Below are 16905 nucleotides of genomic sequence, written 5' to 3' on the forward strand. Positions count from 1 at the left end.
ATACAAATTAAAAAAGGCACCTAAAAAGGTGCCTTTTGATTCGATTAACGCTTACGCATCAGGTGTAGAGTTGTTGCTAACAAATAGCGTCAACTGATCTCCAGGTTTCAGATTGTCTGTATCGTCGTTCCAGCGCAGAACATCCTTGATGTTCACACCGTGACGTTTCGCGATACTCGACAACGAGTCACCCTTGCGCACCTTATAAGTGATGCTATCGTTCTTAGCTAAACTCTGTGCGCCATTTTTGACGTTGAGTGTTTGGCCGACTTTAATGTTCGCGCCGCGTATGCCATTCCAGCTTTGCAAATCTTTTGCACTTACACCTAAGCGTGAAGCAATGCTCGATAAGGTATCACCTGAACGAACACGATAAGATTTGCTGCCACCTGCAGTACTGCGGTTATCAGCGACTAGCCGTGGCTGCACTGCTGCAATTTCACCAGAAGCCAAAGAGGCTTTTAGCTGATCGGCATGCTTTTTGGGTACCATTACATAACGCTGGTTCTTGCCAACGGTCGAGGTTTTTACCCCGGCGTTGAATGTCTTCAGCGTGCTTAATGATATACCTGCCATTTCGGCAACCTGCGTAAGCTCAACCGGATCACTAACTTCTACACGTGCTAAGGCACGGCTTTCGTCAGTAGTAGGTAAGCGTACGCCGTACTTTTTGCTGTTTTTGAGAATATCACTCAAAGCCAACATTTTTGGTACGTAAATTTTGGTTTCCCGTGGCAGTGAAAGCGACCAAAAATCCGTTGGTAAACCACGAGCTTTATTCGCTTTCATTGCCTTCAGTACACGACCTTCGCCGCTGTTGTACGCCGCCACGGTTAATAACCAGTCGCCGTCAAACATCTTGTTCAGACGCTGCATCATATCGAGTGCGGCAGTGGTGGAAGCCACTACATCACGACGTGCATCGTATGCTTTGGTCTGTTTTAAACCATAATTTCGACCCGTACTCGGTACAATCTGCCAGATGCCAGCGGCATTCGCAGAAGAGGTAGCGTGGGGGTCAAAAGCGCTCTCCACTATGGGTAGCAGTACTAGTTCCATTGGCATGTTGCGTTTCTTAACTTGCCCGGCAATCCAGTACATATACGGCTCTGCCCGTAATGTTACATCGTGGAGATAGCTCTTATTCTTCAGGTACTTCTGTTTCTGTTCGCGGATCCGGATATTCTCCGGTACCCCCATCTTTAGCTCGTCGCCAATGAAGTTCCACAAGTTTTGGTTATCCGCGAGATATGTCCCATCGTCCATCCATCGCGAACCTGTGTACTTTCCTGCTTCACCTTGACCAGCTGCCGACAGACTCTGTGCGTGCTGTTGGATGTTGCCGTCATGCCTTGACGCCTGGCACCCCACAAGCAAAACAGAGGCGAGTAATATCGCTTTTGCCTTCATGTGTGTGTCAAATGGTTGCTTAAAAGACGAGCAAGAATACCTTCCACTTTAAAACAACACAACCAAAAAATTCAGAAGGTATCTTTCTTTGTCCGTAACCAGGCGAATATCTGCTGTGGTTGTTGCAAGTTTGTTTCTTTATTTATTTTTTCTTTTAAATCAATATCATCAGTTCTTAAGAATAAATTTATTTTGCGTTCATTTTCCAAAGAACTTGGTAAGGTTGATTGGTTTTTTGCACGTAACTCATTAACTTTTCGACAGTATCCGTTTAATTTCTCATCGTCAGGAAGAATAGATAAGGAAAATTTTATATTCGAGAGTGTGTATTCGTGTGCGCAGCAAATTAACGTATCTGCAGGTAACTTGTTAAGTTTTTGAAAAGAATCATACATATTCTCTGCAGTGCCTTCAAAAAGGCGTCCGCAGCCGCCAGAAAACATGGTGTCACCGCAAAAAAGATAAGGTGCGCTGTAGAAACAGATATGTCCTAAAGTGTGACCGGGTGTGGCAATTACAGTAAATTCATACTTCAAAATATTGACCGTTTCGCCCTCTCTGACTACCCGGTTCGTTCCCTTATCTTGTGTCTCCTCTGGGCCATATACCACAAGGCCTGGATACTTTTTGAGAAGTTCTTTCACGCCGCCAACATGGTCGTTGTGATGGTGGGTCAGTAAAATAGCTTCTGGCTGCCAGTGATTATCTTCAAGGGCTTTTAGTACAGGTTGAGCTTCGCCCGGGTCAACAATGATGCATCTGCCTTGCTCATCATTCAGAACCCAGATGTAGTTGTCCTGGAATGCGGAAATACTGTTAAGATTCATAATTCGACCTCTCTGAATTGCGCTAAGAAGGTAGTGATGAAACCGGCAAGGATACCTGAAAATTTCATTTCACCGCATCATTGGGGAGAACTGCCATGGGGCGAGTACTACCGTGAGGCGCTGGAATCCCAACTTCAGCCGTGGTTTGCTAAGATGTTTGGCTTCCACCTACTGAAAATCGGCAACTTAAGCACTGAAATCGACACAGAAGCCTGCGCTATTTCACACCAGGTGAATGTTGCTTTACAAGGCGACCGACTTCAGGTGAATGCCGATCCGCTGTATTTACCTTTTGCCGGTAAATCAGTCGATGCATGTATGTTGGCTCATACATTGCCGTGGTGCCAGGATCCACATGGATTATTGCGCGAAGCCGATCGGGTGTTAATTGATGATGGATGGCTAATCCTTAGTAGCTTTAATCCTGTGAGCCTGCTGGGTTTAGGTAAGACAGTGCCATTTTTGCGTAAACGCACGCCGTATCATTGTCGAATGTTCACACCGATGAGGATATTTGATTGGCTGGCATTGCTGAATTTTGAAGTGATGCACCAACGCAGTTTCCAGGTTTTACCCTGGAGTAAACAAGGCGGGAAAATGCTCAGTACCCATCTTCCTGCGTTGGGATGTATGCATGTCATTGTGGCGCGTAAGCGGACATTGCCCCTTACGCTCAATCCTATGAAAAGCCGGAAAGCAAAACCGCAAATCCGCTCAGCTGTGGGGGCAACGCGGCAATTTCGTGAAACAACTAAGGCTTCGCCGTCTCTGACAGATAACCCACGTCCTCGAGAGTTGGATTAGAAGCCGCTTCGCGGGCGAGCTCATCACAACGTTCGTTTTCAGGGTGACCGGCATGGCCTTTCACCCATTCCCAACTGATTTTATGCTCGCTTAAGGCAGTATCCAGTCGCTTCCATAAATCGACATTCTTGACTGGTTTTTTATCGGCCGTTTTCCAGCCACGTTTTTTCCAGTTATGAATCCATTGGGTAATTCCCTGGCGAACATATTGGCTGTCGGTGCTAAGCACAACGTCGCAAGGCTCGATCAACGCCTCAAGTGCAACGATTGCCGCCATCATTTCCATGCGATTGTTTGTGGTCAGGCGAAAGCCAACGCTAAAAATTTTTTCGTGCTGTTTGTAGCGTAAAATAGCACCATATCCACCCGGCCCCGGGTTACCGAGGCAAGAGCCATCGGTGAAAATTTCTACCTGTTTGCGCATCTCTGGTAGACTTCCTGTGATTAAAAAACCAAGTCTGACATAAACGAGCGCCATGAGCACAGCAATTACACGACAGATCGTCCTCGATACAGAAACCACCGGTATGAACCAAATCGGTGCTCACTACGAAGGGCACCGCATTATTGAAATCGGTGCGGTTGAAGTCATCAACCGCCGCCTGACGGGTAATAATTTCCACGTATACCTGAAACCTGATCGTCTGGTTGACCCGGAAGCCTTTGGCGTGCATGGAATTGCCGATGAGTTTTTGGCAGACAAGCCAACCTTTGATCAGGTTGCTGATTCGTTCATGGACTATATTCGCGGCGCAGAGCTCGTCATCCATAACGCATCGTTCGATATCGGCTTTATGGACTATGAGTTCGGCAAGCTCAATCGCGATATCCCGAAAACCAACACCTTCTGCAAAGTTACCGATAGCCTGGCGCTCGCCCGTAAAATGTTCCCGGGCAAGCGTAATAGCCTCGATGCACTTTGTTCACGTTATGAAATAGATAACAGCAAGCGAACGTTGCACGGCGCCTTGCTCGATGCCCAAATTCTGGCCGACGTCTATTTAATGATGACGGGTGGGCAAACTTCTCTGAAGTTTGCAATGGAAGGGGATGTGCAGCAGCGTAGCGGAGACAACGGAATTCAACGTGTTGTGCGCCGCAGCTCGGGAATACGCGTCATTCGTGCCAGTGATGCAGAACTGGAAGCGCATGAATCGCGGCTCGACCTTGTGGAAAAAAAGGGCGGAAGCTGCCTGTGGCGTATATAAAATCAGCGTTAATGTATTAAAAAGCACCGTTTGGGTGAAATTAACGGCAAACGACTAGTTTAATAAGAAAAAACGTTGACGCTCATGAGCCCTATACGTATTATCTGCCTCGTTCCCGACGGGGAACAAAACGCGGAGCGGTAGTTCAGTCGGTTAGAATACCTGCCTGTCACGCAGGGGGTCGCGGGTTCGAGTCCCGTCCGTTCCGCCACAATTAGAAAGCCTGAATCAGAAATGATTCAGGCTTTCGTCGTTTTAATCCTTCGAAACGACAACCTGCCCGTTATATCCCAGTACGCCACTCTCTTTCTCAGCACGTGCCAGCCAGCGGTAACAGCCTGCACTCAAGAATGCGCCGATAAACCAGCTAAAGTTAGCCACCTCGTGAAGAGCTGGAATAAAGCTGATGATTAAGCCAATGGCAACTGATGGCAGCAGCGCGAGAATCGCTTTAGGGTTGAAACCACTTTTGTACCAGTAGCGGCCTTTTGGCGTGTCATCAAACAGATCGTCGACATAAATTTTGCTGCGTTTAATGATATAGAAGTCAGTCAACAGGATACCGAATAGTGGCCCAATAAACGCACCCAGCACATCCAGCGTGTAGTGAATAAGCTCTGGAGACTGGAACAAGTTCCACGGTGTCAGCAGTACAGATCCCACGGCTGCAATCATCCCACCGGTACGGAAGCTGATTTTCTGCGGCGAGCAGTTCGAGAAGTCGAAAGCCGGTGAGACAAAGTTTGCCACGATATTAATACCGATAGTGGCGGTGATCATGGTCAGCAAACCAATTGCCATCGCGAGGCTGTTGCCCACATGGCTTACCGTTTCGATAGGGTCAGTGATCATTTTGCCAAACAGGGATTGTGTACCGGAGACTATCACTACGGTCACGATGGAGAACAGCAGGAAGTTAAACGGCAGCCCCCAGCGGTTACCACGACGGATCTCTTTCATGCTTTTGCCGTAGCGCGAGAAGTCGCCGAAGTTCAGCAATGGACCGGAGAAGTATGAAACGACCAGCGCCGTTGCGGTAAGCATCTGCCACGCCTGCTCGCCAGAGCTAAGTTGTTTGCTGGCAAGCGTAAACGAAATTCCGTCAAACCCAGTTTGATACAAAATCCAGCCTGCCAGCACCATCATCACGATGTATACCGCAGGCCCCGCGATATCAATGAATCGTTTGATAGCATTCATGCCGTGCCAGAAAACCATCGCCTGAAGCACCCACATAATACCAAAGCAAACCCAGCCGAGATGCGAAAGACCGAGGAAATGTCCGGTAGTCATTGGCGCAAGTGAAGGCCAGAATTTCAGCATAACGAGCATTAAAGCATTTGCGGCCAGATAAGTCTGGATACCGTACCAGGCGAAAGCGATTAACCCACGTATCACCGCCGGAATGTTGGCACCGAACACGCCAAATGCCTGGCGGCAAATCACTGCGTAAGGCACGCCTGCCATTTGGCTAGGTTTCGCTACCAGGTTCGCGCACAGCTGTACGATACAAATCCCCACCAATAAGCAAAGCAAAACCTGCCAGCTTGCCAGTCCTAGAGTGAAGAAGCTGGCAGCCACCACATAGCCACCCATGCTATGCACATCAGACATCCAGAAAGAAAAAATATTGTACCAGGACCAGGTCTGATTGCGCGTCGGCGCCAGATCATCGTTACACAGGCGCGGGCTATACCCTACGTTTGCGCTATCGATCATGGCAGTCGTGTTGTGTTCAATGCTTGGCATGATATCTGCTCCCTAATAAAAACAGATGCTGACGGATTGTCTGAAACCTTTGTTGCAGGAACTGGGCCAGGTTTTAATTTTTTAATGCAGGCTGAATACGGCGGCGTTTGAGAGCCATATCGGCGTATATTAAGGCGCTGCGTGCTATTTCGCAGCGCGTGAAATGTGCAGAGATAGTGCACGCAATCATTTTTATGCCCGGAAATGGTGCTGACCATTGGGGCGAAAACCAAAAGGAATGAGTATGAAGAAACATTTGATTCAGGTGATCAACCCGAACACGAACGTGGCAATGACACACACAATTGCGCAAGCGGCACGTAGCGTTACTGCCCCATCCAGCGAAATCATCGCGGTTTGCCCATCACAGGGCGTGGAGTCTATAGAAGGACATTTTGATGAAGCGGTAGCGGCTATTGGTGTGCTTGAGCAAATCAAACTCGGTAAAGAGCAAGGGGTAAGTGGTCACGTTATCGCCTGTTTTGGCGATCCTGGTTTACTGGCCGCGCGTGAACTCGCCAGTGGCCCGGTTATTGGTATAGCCGAAGCAGCAATGCACGCCGCAACAATGGTTGCGACACGCTTCTCTATCGTCACCACTTTGCCGCGTACCGTGATTATTGCGCGCCATTTATTACGCCAGTATGGCTTCGAGCACCATTGCGCAGCGCTGCATGCGATCGATTTACCGGTACTTGCTCTGGAAGATGGCACGGGTCTTGCTCAGATGAAGGTACGCGAGCGTTGTATACAAGCCATGAAAGAGGATAACAGCGGAGCGATTGTGCTTGGTTGTGGTGGGATGGCTAATCTTGCACGGGAATTGACTGCTGAATTGGGCATTCCCGTCATTGATGGCGTTACAGCAGCAGTGAAAATGGTCGAGTCCCTCATCGCTCTTGGGCTTGGAACCAGCAAGCATGGCGACCTCGCGTATCCGAATAAAAAACCGTTATCAGGCTGTTTTGACATGCTGAGTTGAAATTCTGGCTCGGCTCGTAAGGAACCGAACCATGAATGAATTACCGAAAACTAAAAATTATCACTTCACTGAAAATTACCCGCGTGACATGAAAGGTTATGCGGGTAAGCCTCCACATGCGCAATGGCCAAATAACGCCCGGGTAGCTGTGCAGTTCGTTCTCAATTTTGAAGAGGGTGGTGAAAACCACGTTCTGCATGGCGACAGCGGTTCGGAACAGTTCCTTTCCGATATCATCGGTGCCGCCAGTTTTCCTGACCGCCATATGTCGATGGATTCCCTCTATGAATACGGTTCTCGAGCCGGGTTCTGGCGCATCCATCACGAGTTCCAAAAACGCGGCCTGACGATGACAGTCTTTGGCGTAGCAATGGCACTGGCGCGTAACCCTGAAATTGTTGAAGCAATAAAAGCAGCTGATTACGACGTGGTAAGCCACGGATGGCGCTGGATCCACTACCAAAATCTGGATGAAGCCACTGAGCGTCAGCATATGCATCAGGCTATCGAAATCCTTGAAGATTTATTCGGCAGCAAACCGCTCGGTTGGTATACCGGCCGCGACAGCCCGAATACACGTCGGCTGGTGGCAGAAAATGGCAGCTTCCTGTACGACAGCGATTATTACGGCGACGATCTGCCATTCTGGAGCAAAGTCAGCTGTAGTGATGGTTCGACTAAACCCCACCTGGTTGTGCCTTACACGCTTGATGCCAACGATATGCGCTTTGCAACCGCGCAGGGTTTTAACACCGCCGAGCAGTTTTATACCTATCTGAAAGACAGCTTTGATGTGTTGTACGAAGAAGGGGAAACGGCACCGAAAATGATGTCTATCGGCATGCACTGCCGTTTACTGGGGCGGCCGGGTCGTTTCAGAGCATTACAGCGTTTTCTGGATTATGTGCAACAGCATGATGATGTGTGGATATGCCGTCGTCAGGAGATTGCCGAGCATTGGGTGAAGACGCATCCATATTACGAATAAATGATGTGGCGGCGGGTGACATTTTGTTCCCCGCCAACAGTCTTTAACTCATTACGCTGACGTGTGCGGCGACAATTCGCCAGCCATACGGAAATTTGACCCATGTTTGCATTTGACGGCCAATTTTGTCGCTTCCTTCACGGGTGAATTCCGTGCTGGCAACAGCCATATCATCGCCGTACGTGGTGATGGTGGTATTTTGCAAAAGCCGGTCTAGCCCCTGAGACGAACGAGCATTTCTGAAAGCTCTTATCTCATCGATACCGTATAGATTTTCACTCGCACCATAGCGAACGGTACGGGGATCTGCCCAAAATAGTTCATCTAAAACCGCAACATCGTTGCTGATCAACGCCTGTTCGTAGCGGTAAAAAGCGGCACTCACCTCATTGACGATTGCCGGGCGATCAATATTGTCACGCATCATAGTATTTACCTTACCTGGTGGTTTTCCCTACCAGCATACCCTGTATTTCAAGCTGATGGGCAGCTCTCAGGCAGATATCTTCCCGCCATGGCGGTGCAATGAGCTGCACACCGATGGGATGCCCACTTGCAGTCATTAATGGCACCGTGACTACTGGCAAACCAAGGAATGAAATAGGTTGTGTCAACATACCCATGCTGGCTTTCACGGGAAGCTCAGTCCCGTTAATTTGCATGATTTGCTGGCCAATCAGTGTGGCACTGCAGGGCGTTGCTGGTGCGATAAGCAGATCATACTTTTCGAAGAGTGGCAGGGTGTTATCACGGAACCACGTTCGGAAGCGCTGCGCCTGAGTGTACCAGGCTGATGGTGTCATGGCGCCCGCTAACAAGCGTTCGCGGGAGTTAAGCTCAAAGCGTTCTGCCCGTTCGCGCAAGGCCGGCAAATAATGGTTTCCCCCTTCCGCCGCAGAGAGTAAAAATGCGGCCGATCGGGCGAGTTCTGCTTCAGGCAATGTAATACATTCGTCGGTTCCAAGTATTTTAGCCACACTTGCCACCGCCGCTTTTGCTTCATCATCGCACCAGGTCTCAAAGAAACCGCCTAATACGGCGCTACGCAAGCTAGCGGGCTTTTCCAGTTTATCGGCTACCGGTTCAACGTGACGGGCTGACTGGAAATGGTCTGTTGCATCCATACCCTGAAGCGCGTCATAAACTCGGGCTAAATCATCCACGTTACGAGCCAATGGGCCGATATGGTCGAGGCTGGCGACAAAAGGCTGGCTGCCGCTACGCGAAAGACGACCAAAAGTAGGTTTCAGACCAAATACGCCGCACAGCGAAGCCGGAACCCGAATCGAACCGTTGGTATCCGTACCGAGGCTAAAGTTCACCATTCCGGCGGCAACGGCTGCTGCTGAACCACCTGATGAACCGCCGGCAATTCGGGCCAAATCATGCGGGTTTCGGGTAGCTCCGTAGTGGCTATTTTCGGTGGTGAAACCGTATGCGTAGGCATCCATATTTAGCGCGCCTGTGAGCATAGCCCCAGCGGCACTCAGTTGCTTGATGGCAAACGCATCTTCAAGTGCTGGTGGTTGCGTACTAAAAAGCTCCGCGCCAGCAAGCGTTGTCACTCCTTTAATATCAAAGAGATTTTTTACCGCAAAGGGCACGCCCGCTAATGGTGGCAGTGTTTCGCCACACGAACGAATTCGGTCAATGGCCTGTGCCTCTTGCAGTAAACGTAGGGAGGTGACGTGGGTAAAAGCATTAATTTCAGGGTCAACTTGCTCTATTTGTGCAAGCGTCAGATGAGCCAGTTCGCAGGCAGAAAATTCACCGCCAGCCAGTCCTTGCTGAATATCGCGAATGGAAAGTAGGTTCATAGCTTATAAACCCCGGCAACTTCCTGACGTTGTGGCAATGGAAAATCCATCAAAGGTTCAGCCAGTGCGGCCATGCGTGTGAGATGTACTTCGAGCTCTTTACGGCGAGCATCATCCAGCGGAACATTGAGAAGTTGCTCCATTAACTGGATATAAGCGGGCCATTCGATAGTTTTTGATTTCATTTTTTCCTCCTTAAAAGCCAGCTGCGCTGCCGTTGCTGCGTGGATCATAAGCTCCTTCAAGCATGCCGTTGGTATGGCGCACAATGGCTCCGGCATGACCTACAGCTTCGCTAAAATCAGGTAATGCTTCGACTTCATGACCCAATTCGCTTAGTGCTGCGAAGGTTTCAGGGCTAAATCTGGCTTCTAATTTCAGGCTGTCTGAGGCTTGCCCCCAGGTTCTACCCAGTAACCAACGTGGAGCGGTAACGGCTTCTTGCAGTGGCATCCCCTGGATCACATGGCGGGTAAAAATAGCCGCCTGAGTTTGCGGTTGCCCGTCGCCGCCCATCGAGCCGTAAACCATCGTTCTACCATCGGCAAGTCGTGCGGCTGCCGGATTCAGGGTATGGAACGGTTGTTTTCCGGGGGCAAGGCTTAATAAATCTTCGGGTTTGAGGCTGAACGCTGCTCCACGGTTTTGCCACAGAACACCGCTTTTTGGCAGTACCACGCCGCTGCCAAACTCGTGGTAAATACTTTGAATAAACGACACAGCCAATCCGCTGCTATCAATCACGCCCATCCAGACTGTATCGCCAGGGCCTTTACCTGTTCCCCAGTCAGCGGCCTTTGTGTCGTCAATTTCTGCGGCCAGTGCGGTGAGCGGCTCTGGCTCCAGCAGGCTTTGAATTGAAGTGGTGATATGGCGTGGATCGGTGATGTATTTATCGCGTAGCGTAAAAGCTTTTTTGGTGGCCTCAACGATACGATGAACAGTTTGGGTTTCGTTTGCCTGCGCCATTTCTAAATGATCGGTGATCCCAAGGATCGCCAGCGACACCAGACCCTGAGTGGGGGGCGTCATATTGTAGATGTCACCATGCTGGTGGTGCAGATGCAGCGGAATACGGCGTTTGGCCCGGTGAGCTGCAAGATCTTGTAAGTTTAAAGGCATGCCTAATTCAGCAAGTTCGTTGGCAATTAAGATGGCTAACGGACCGCGATAAAAACTATCAAGCCCTTCAACGGTCAGGCGTGTCAGCGTTTCGGCTAGTCGCGGTTGGGTGAAACGACTACCTGCATGGGGAATTTCACCACGATCTAAAAACGTCTCAGCGAAACCGGAGATATTAACCAGCTCGTCGTATTTGCTATGGGTCGCAAGCGCCTGCGATTGGGTCACCGGAATACCATCAGCCCCATAGCGAATTGCATCCGCCAATAAACGCGAGAGCGGCAGTTGCCCGCCGCCAAGCTGCCTGGAGATTTTTAGTGCTTCGTCCCAGCCGCTAAGCGTTCCTGGCACGGTTAGCGCAGCTTTCGGGCCACGATGAGGGATAGATGCTTCGCCTGCGTAAAATTCCAAAGATGCGTGTGAACCCGCGGCACCGCTGGCATCAATCGCAATCGGCTCACCTTCTGGTGGCACTATCAACCAAAAACCATCGCCGCCAATGCCATTCATGTGAGGATAAACAACGGCAATAGTTGCCGCTGCTGCCACCATTGCTTCGATAGCATCCCCACCGTGGCGTAATACGGATAATGCGGTCTCACTGGCTAAGTGGTGCGGTGTAACGGCCATACCGGAAGGTGCCATATTGCTTTGCATCATCGTTTTATCTCTCAGAACGGAAGCTGGATAATATATTTAAGCAAGAGATGTTCCAGGTTGACGAGGTTTGTTTCACTGTGTCAGGCTCGAATGAAACAATAGTTACAGAGGTCATCATGAAACAATTAGACGAGCGCTTAAGAGCAACATACGAGCAGCTTTCCCCGCAAGAACAGCGTGTTGCTGCCTTTATTGTCGACCATTTTGATGATCTGATTAGCTACAACAGCGCTGAGTTGGCCCGTCTTTCAGGCGTATCTAAAGCTACTGTGAGTCGCCTCTTTAAGCGCCTGGGTTATGACCGATACAAGGATATGCGTGAAGAATTGCGAACCTTGCGTCAGAGCGGAATGCCCCTGACGGAAAACCGCGATGCTGTACAAGGTAACACGTTACTGGCACGGCATTACAAACAGGAAATGGCCAACCTGACACACTGGGTTAGCTTGTTGGATACTCAACAGTTTCTCGATGTTGTCACGGCACTTACTTCAGCAAAACGTATTTTTATTATTGGCTTACGAAATTCATGGCCTGTGGCAATGCACTTACGCCAGCAGTTATTACAAGTTCGTAGCGATGTCTGGTTATTGCCGCAACCAGGACAGACGCTGGCAGAAGAAGTGGTGGATATCAACGAACATGACTGTGTCATCGCTATCGCATTCCGCAGAAGACCCCGCATCATCAAGCCACTGCTGGCTAATTTGCACAAGCGGCAGGTGCCGCTGCTGGTAATGAGCGAAGCACAGGGCTCTGGTTTGACCCCCTACTGCCGTTGGCACTTTGCCGCACCGCTGGATAGCGTTTCAGCTTTCGATAGCTATAGCAGCGCAATGAGTCTGGTGAACCTGTTAGCCAACGCAGTGTTACACGAAGCGTTAACCACTGGTCGTCAGCGCATTCATCATATTGCCGAACTCTATACGGAGCTTGATGAGTTAGAACAACGCTAACGCACCATAATGGTGCTCCTGCACAGATTCCGGGAATCATTGTGGTTCATTAAGCACTTCAGGTAACTCTCATTTTTAAAGCTAAGTGTCGGCATTTCTCTCTTTGCCACTAATGAAAATGAATGGCACATTAGTTGCAGAATATTTTTATAAAGAATCTTTTGTTTCATTTTGAACTAAAGGAAATGCCATGTCAGATATTCAGCACTTCGCGCAAATCAATCCGCCACACCGTTTGTTGATGGGGCCGGGTCCAATCAATGCCGATCCACGTGTCTTGCGGGCAATGGCGAGCCAGCTAATTGGGCAGTATGACCCGATCATGACTGGTTATATGAATGAAGTGATGGTGCTGTATCGCGAGCTTTTCCGTACGCAAAACCGTTGGACAATGCTGGTGGATGGGACTTCCCGTTCTGGTATCGAAGCGATTTTGCTGTCAGCGATTCGTCCGGGTGACAAGGTTCTGGTGCCGGTCTTTGGGCGTTTCGGCCATCTGTTATGTGAAATAGCACGTCGATGCCGTGCTGAAGTTCACACCATTGAGGCTCCCTGGGGCGAAGTGTTTACCCCGGATCAAATTGAAGACGCCATCAAAACGGTTAAACCGCGTTTGCTGTTGACCGTTCAGGGCGACACGTCCACCACTATGTTGCAGCCGTTGGCCGAACTGGGCGAAATCTGCGATCGTCATGGCGTGCTGTTTTATACCGATGCTACCGCGTCTTTTGGCGGCAACGTGCTGGAAACGGACGCGTGGGGGTTAGACGCTGTATCTGCGGGTCTGCAAAAATGCCTCGGCGGTCCATCTGGTAGTTCGCCGATAACGCTCAGCGCACAGATGGAAGAGGTGATCCGCCGCCGTAAATGTGTTGAAGAAGGGATCCGTACGGCAGCTCACCAGGACGGTGATGATGAAATGATCTATTCGAATTATTTCGATCTTGGCATGGTGATGGATTACTGGGGACCGGAACGTCTGAACCACCATACCGAAGCCACCAGCATGTTGTTTGCCGCCCGTGAATGCGCGCGCATTATTCTCGAAGAAGGTCTGGATGTGGGGATCGCTCGTCACGAACTGCACGGGCGTGCGCTGGTAGCGGGGATTCAGGGAATGGGCCTGGAAACCTTTGGCGACCTGCAACACAAAATGAATAACGTTCTGGGGGTCGTAATCCCTTCAGCGGTTCATGGTGAAGAAGTGCGCAAAATGCTGCTGGAAGATTTCCATATCGAAATCGGCACCTCGTTTGGCCCGTTGCAGGGCAAAATCTGGCGCATCGGCACTATGGGGTATAACGCGCGTAAAGATTGCGTGCTGCAAACGCTCACCGCGCTGGAAGCGGTGCTTAATCGTCTGGGCTTTAAAACGACGCAAGGCGCGGCGATGCAGGCCGCGTGGGATACCTATTCTCAGGAAAGCCGCTGATGGTCAAACATGTCATGAATGTAACGCAGGCCGGTGCTGCCGCACGCCGCGTGATGCAGCGTGCGGATGAATTGGCGCAAATCAGCGAAACGCCGGGCCAACTGACGCGCGTCTATCTTTCCCCCGAACATCTGCGTGCCAACTATCTGGTTGCCGGTTGGATGGAACAAATCGGCATGACCACCTGGCAGGATGCGGTAGGCAATATTTGTGGGCGTTACGAAGGTGCAAAAGAAGGCGCACAGGCCATTTTGCTGGGCTCGCATCTGGACACGGTGCGCAATGCCGGGCGCTACGATGGCATGCTTGGTGTGTTAGCCGCGCTGGAAGTCGTCTCTTTCTTGCATCAACACGAAATTCAATTAGAGCAAGCGATTGAAATTGTGGGTTTTGGTGATGAAGAAGGCACGCGTTTTGGCATCACATTATTGGGTAGCCGTGGCGTGACCGGAACGTGGCCGGATAACTGGCTGGCGTGTGAAGACGCGGCGGGGGTTAGCGTTGCGCAAGCATTGGTCAATGCCGGTTTTGACCCTTCTCGAATTAGTAGTGCTGCCCGTAGTCCGGAAGAGTTTAGTGCGTACCTTGAATTGCACATTGAGCAAGGACCCGTGCTTGAACAGAAGAATCTGGCGATTGGCGTGGTTACCGCCATCAATGGAGCTCGCCGTTTAAAATGCAGCTTTATCGGTGAAGCAGGCCATGCGGGTACGGTGCCGATGGCAATTCGTAAAGATGCCCTCGCCGCTGCTGCTGCCTGGATGACTTACGTCGAAAGCACGACCCGCATGTACAGCCCGGACATTGTGGCAACAATTGGTTCACTGCAATGTTTGCCTGGTGCGGCAAACGTCATTCCCGGTGAAATTCAACTGACGCTGGATATCCGCAGCCCAAGGGATGCTGATCTTGAAGCGTTGCTGGAAAATCTTTTAGCGGAAGCTCATCAAATCGGTGCCCAACGTGGTGTCACTTTCAGTGCGGAAACCTACTATTCGATTCCCGCCACGCCGTGCGATGCCCGTCTGCAACAGTGTTTAACTTCTGCCGTAACCGCTGTTCAGGGGCGTAGTTTGTCGCTGCCGAGTGGGGCGGGGCATGACGCGATTGCCATTGCGGAGCGTTGGCCTGTCGGGATGCTGTTTGTGCGCTGCGGGCGTGGAATTAGCCATCATCCTGCGGAATCGGTAATGGAAGCCGATGTGGGGCAGGCGGTGCAGGCCTTTGCGCAAACGGTCATCGCGCTGGCTGCGAAAAACACGCTGGCTGAATTTAACAATGCGCCAGAAAACGAAGCGCTGGATCTAGTAGCTCCGTGCGTCGCGATTTCAGCCTGGGCTGAAAGCTTGGTGGCTGCGCGCCCATTCCAGACGGTCGACGCGTTAAAGCAATATGCCACGCAACTGGCCCAGGATTGGGGGCGAGCAGAGCTAAATCAGGCGCTTACGGCTCATCCACGCATCGGCGAAAAAGCTCAGGGCGAAGGTAAAGAAGCAGAGCTTTCTGAAGGTGAACAATCCGCGGTGGATACGCAAAACCGTGCGTTAACCCTCGCGCTGGCGCAGGGCAACGCTAAATACGAAGCTTGCTTTGAGCGCGTGTTTTTGATTCGCGCCAAAGGGCGCAGCGGTGATGAAATCCTTGCTGAACTCCATCGCCGGTTGAATCAAACGCCCGCAGAAGAAGAACTTGAAGCCCTGGAACAGTTACGCCAAATCACATTATTACGCCTGGAAGGAGTGTTTGCACAATGAGCCAACTGAGCACGCATATTCTTGATACGGCGTTGGGGAAACCGGCCGCCGATGTGGTGATTTACCTTGAGCATCAAATTGCAGGAAATTGGGAAAGGATTGCACAGGGAGTCACTGATGCTGATGGGCGGATGAAGGATTTCACTTCGGAGCAATTAGCGGCAGGGCGCTACCGTTTGAGCGCAGAAATCGGTTCGTATTTTGCGAAAACGCACCGAGAGTCGTTATATCCCTCGGCGCAAATTGACTTTGTTATTACGCAAAACGGCGGGCATTATCACCTGCCGTTTTTAATTTCTCCCTGGTCGTGGTCGACTTACCGAGGAAGTTAGTTGAAATTACAGACTAAAGGGATCGGCATCCTGCCATGCCGGGAATTTTTCACGGTATTCCTGCAAAGCAATTAACGACAAATCCGCGTCGAGGCGCATCGCTTGATGGGCTTCGCCATTTGCCAGAATTTCACCCTGTGGGTTAATAATCTTGCTATCACCCCGGTAATGATGGCCATTTCCATCAGTACCAACACGGTTACAGCCCGCCACATATGCCTGGTTTTCAATGGCTCGAGCGACAAGCAGGCTTTGCCAGTGCAAGGAACGCGGGGCAGGCCAGTTAGCAACGTATAACGCCAGGTCATAGTCATTACGATTGCGTGAAAAAACCGGGAAGCGTAAGTCATAACAAACCTGTGGCAGAATGCGCCACCCACGCCATTCGACGATGACCCGCTCGTTACCGGCCTGATAATGGTGGTGCTCATCGGCCATGCGGAACAGATGGCGTTTATCGTAGAAATGGACTTTACCGTCAGGCTGTACCAGCAAGAATCGGTTTACCGGCCCGCGATCGGTTTGCAGTGCGGCACTGCCGGCAATCATTGCCTGAGTTTGCTGGGCTTTGAACTGCATCCAGTCAATCACTTCTTCTTCAGCAAGCGACTGTTTAGCTGCTTCCATCGCGAAACCCGTGGTGAACATTTCCGGCAGGACAATCAGATCGCGGCCATGAATACCATCCAACTGTACATCGAAGTGGCGCAAGTTTGCTGCGCCGTCCATCCAGACCAGCGGTTGTTGCAGAACGGTAATTTTCAAACCAGACACAATCGGAAGCCTCATGATAAGCAGTGTTTCATTCACTTTAGCATGAGTTAAGAATAAAAAACCCGCCGAAGCGGGTTTAGTGTAGAGAGG

General features: G+C 50.6%; 17 protein-coding genes, 1 tRNA gene and 1 pseudogene. 10 read left to right on the forward strand and 9 right to left on the reverse strand.

Annotated features, from left to right (window positions below; all coding sequences use genetic code 11):
• Window positions 1-51: 51 nt before the first annotated feature.
• Complete coding sequence (mltD, locus tag M979_RS00030; RefSeq protein WP_064552938.1) at window positions 52-1410, reverse strand: murein transglycosylase D; 1359 nt, start codon at window positions 1408-1410, stop codon at window positions 52-54.
• A gap of 71 nt (window positions 1411-1481) precedes the next feature.
• Window positions 1482-2237: a hydroxyacylglutathione hydrolase gene (gene gloB, locus M979_RS00035; RefSeq protein WP_064552940.1), complete on the reverse strand. Its 756-nt coding sequence runs from the start codon at window positions 2235-2237 to the stop codon at window positions 1482-1484.
• Window positions 2238-2273: 36 nt separating this feature from the next.
• On the opposite strand from gloB, the gene M979_RS00040 reads away from it, so the two are divergent.
• A complete protein-coding gene (locus tag M979_RS00040; protein WP_064552942.1) occupies window positions 2274-3041 on the forward strand; it encodes a methyltransferase domain-containing protein in 768 nt (255 codons plus the stop codon).
• On the opposite strand, the gene rnhA is transcribed toward M979_RS00040, so the two are convergent.
• Window positions 2989-3465, reverse strand: a complete 477-nt coding sequence (rnhA, locus tag M979_RS00045; RefSeq protein WP_034461531.1) for a ribonuclease HI — start codon at window positions 3463-3465, stop codon at window positions 2989-2991. The genes M979_RS00040 and rnhA overlap by 53 nt on opposite strands.
• 52 nt (window positions 3466-3517) lie before the next feature.
• Between rnhA and dnaQ the strand changes: the two genes are divergently transcribed.
• Window positions 3518-4249, forward strand: a complete 732-nt coding sequence (gene dnaQ / locus M979_RS00050; RefSeq protein ID WP_034461532.1) for a DNA polymerase III subunit epsilon — start codon at window positions 3518-3520, stop codon at window positions 4247-4249.
• A 134-nt stretch (window positions 4250-4383) separates the two neighbouring features.
• Window positions 4384-4460, forward strand: a tRNA-Asp gene (locus M979_RS00055).
• A gap of 44 nt (window positions 4461-4504) precedes the next feature.
• On the opposite strand, the gene M979_RS00060 is transcribed toward M979_RS00055, so the two are convergent.
• Window positions 4505-5998 (reverse strand): NCS1 family nucleobase:cation symporter-1, encoded by a 1494-nt coding sequence (locus M979_RS00060; protein ID WP_064552944.1) that lies wholly within the window; start codon window positions 5996-5998, stop codon window positions 4505-4507.
• Window positions 5999-6242: 244 nt separating this feature from the next.
• Here M979_RS00060 and hpxA point away from each other — a divergent pair, with 244 nt between their 5' ends.
• Both hpxA and puuE read left to right on the forward strand, forming a co-directional pair.
• The gene (gene hpxA, locus M979_RS00065) at window positions 6243-6980 is read left to right on the forward strand and encodes an allantoin racemase (protein ID WP_083963871.1); all 738 of its coding nucleotides are present in this window, start codon (window positions 6243-6245) and stop codon (window positions 6978-6980) included.
• Window positions 6981-7011: 31 nt separating this feature from the next.
• Window positions 7012-7968, forward strand: coding sequence for an allantoinase PuuE (gene puuE / locus M979_RS00070; protein ID WP_064552947.1), 957 nt, complete (start codon window positions 7012-7014; stop codon window positions 7966-7968).
• A gap of 43 nt (window positions 7969-8011) precedes the next feature.
• Here the strand turns inward: puuE and hpxZ are convergent, their stop codons facing one another.
• Genes hpxZ through M979_RS00090 form a run of 4 tightly spaced genes read right to left on the reverse strand, consistent with a single transcriptional unit; the run spans window position 8012 to window position 11567 of the window.
• Window positions 8012-8395 (reverse strand): oxalurate catabolism protein HpxZ, encoded by a 384-nt coding sequence (gene hpxZ, locus M979_RS00075; RefSeq protein WP_064552949.1) that lies wholly within the window; start codon window positions 8393-8395, stop codon window positions 8012-8014.
• A 10-nt stretch (window positions 8396-8405) separates the two neighbouring features.
• Complete coding sequence (locus M979_RS00080; RefSeq protein ID WP_064552951.1) at window positions 8406-9785, reverse strand: AtzE family amidohydrolase; 1380 nt, start codon at window positions 9783-9785, stop codon at window positions 8406-8408.
• Window positions 9782-9970: an oxalurate catabolism protein HpxX gene (hpxX, locus tag M979_RS00085; RefSeq protein ID WP_064553163.1), complete on the reverse strand. Its 189-nt coding sequence runs from the start codon at window positions 9968-9970 to the stop codon at window positions 9782-9784. Before hpxX ends, M979_RS00080 begins: the two co-directional genes overlap by 4 nt.
• A gap of 10 nt (window positions 9971-9980) precedes the next feature.
• A complete protein-coding gene (locus M979_RS00090) occupies window positions 9981-11567 on the reverse strand; it encodes a gamma-glutamyltransferase family protein (protein ID WP_064552953.1) in 1587 nt (528 codons plus the stop codon).
• 116 nt (window positions 11568-11683) lie between these two features.
• Here M979_RS00090 and M979_RS00095 point away from each other — a divergent pair, with 116 nt between their 5' ends.
• The 5 genes and pseudogenes from M979_RS00095 to uraH all read left to right on the forward strand — a co-directional run bounded on the left by M979_RS00095 (window position 11684) and on the right by uraH (window position 16041).
• On the forward strand, window positions 11684-12523 hold the full coding sequence (locus tag M979_RS00095) for a MurR/RpiR family transcriptional regulator (RefSeq protein WP_064552955.1): 840 nt from the start codon (window positions 11684-11686) through the stop codon (window positions 12521-12523).
• Window positions 12524-12713: 190 nt separating this feature from the next.
• A complete protein-coding gene (locus M979_RS00100) occupies window positions 12714-13955 on the forward strand; it encodes a pyridoxal-phosphate-dependent aminotransferase family protein (protein WP_064552957.1) in 1242 nt (413 codons plus the stop codon).
• Window positions 13955-15211: pseudogene (gene hpxK / locus M979_RS00105) on the forward strand (allantoate amidohydrolase); the annotation flags it as partial. The gene M979_RS00100 and the pseudogene hpxK, both read left to right, overlap by 1 nt.
• 6 nt (window positions 15212-15217) lie before the next feature.
• The gene (gene uraD, locus M979_RS23680) at window positions 15218-15709 is read left to right on the forward strand and encodes a 2-oxo-4-hydroxy-4-carboxy-5-ureidoimidazoline decarboxylase (protein ID WP_280643555.1); all 492 of its coding nucleotides are present in this window, start codon (window positions 15218-15220) and stop codon (window positions 15707-15709) included.
• The gene (gene uraH, locus M979_RS00110) at window positions 15706-16041 is read left to right on the forward strand and encodes a hydroxyisourate hydrolase (protein ID WP_064552959.1); all 336 of its coding nucleotides are present in this window, start codon (window positions 15706-15708) and stop codon (window positions 16039-16041) included. Before uraD ends, uraH begins: the two co-directional genes overlap by 4 nt.
• 6 nt (window positions 16042-16047) lie before the next feature.
• On the opposite strand, the gene M979_RS00115 is transcribed toward uraH, so the two are convergent.
• Window positions 16048-16815 carry an amidohydrolase gene (locus tag M979_RS00115; RefSeq protein ID WP_064552961.1) on the reverse strand — a complete coding sequence of 256 codons (768 nt, stop codon included), beginning with the start codon at window positions 16813-16815 and terminating at the stop codon, window positions 16048-16050.
• Between the last annotated feature and the right edge of the window lie 90 nt (window positions 16816-16905).

Source organism: Buttiauxella noackiae ATCC 51607 (assembly GCF_001654865.1).
Classification (GTDB): domain Bacteria; phylum Pseudomonadota; class Gammaproteobacteria; order Enterobacterales; family Enterobacteriaceae; genus Buttiauxella; species Buttiauxella noackiae.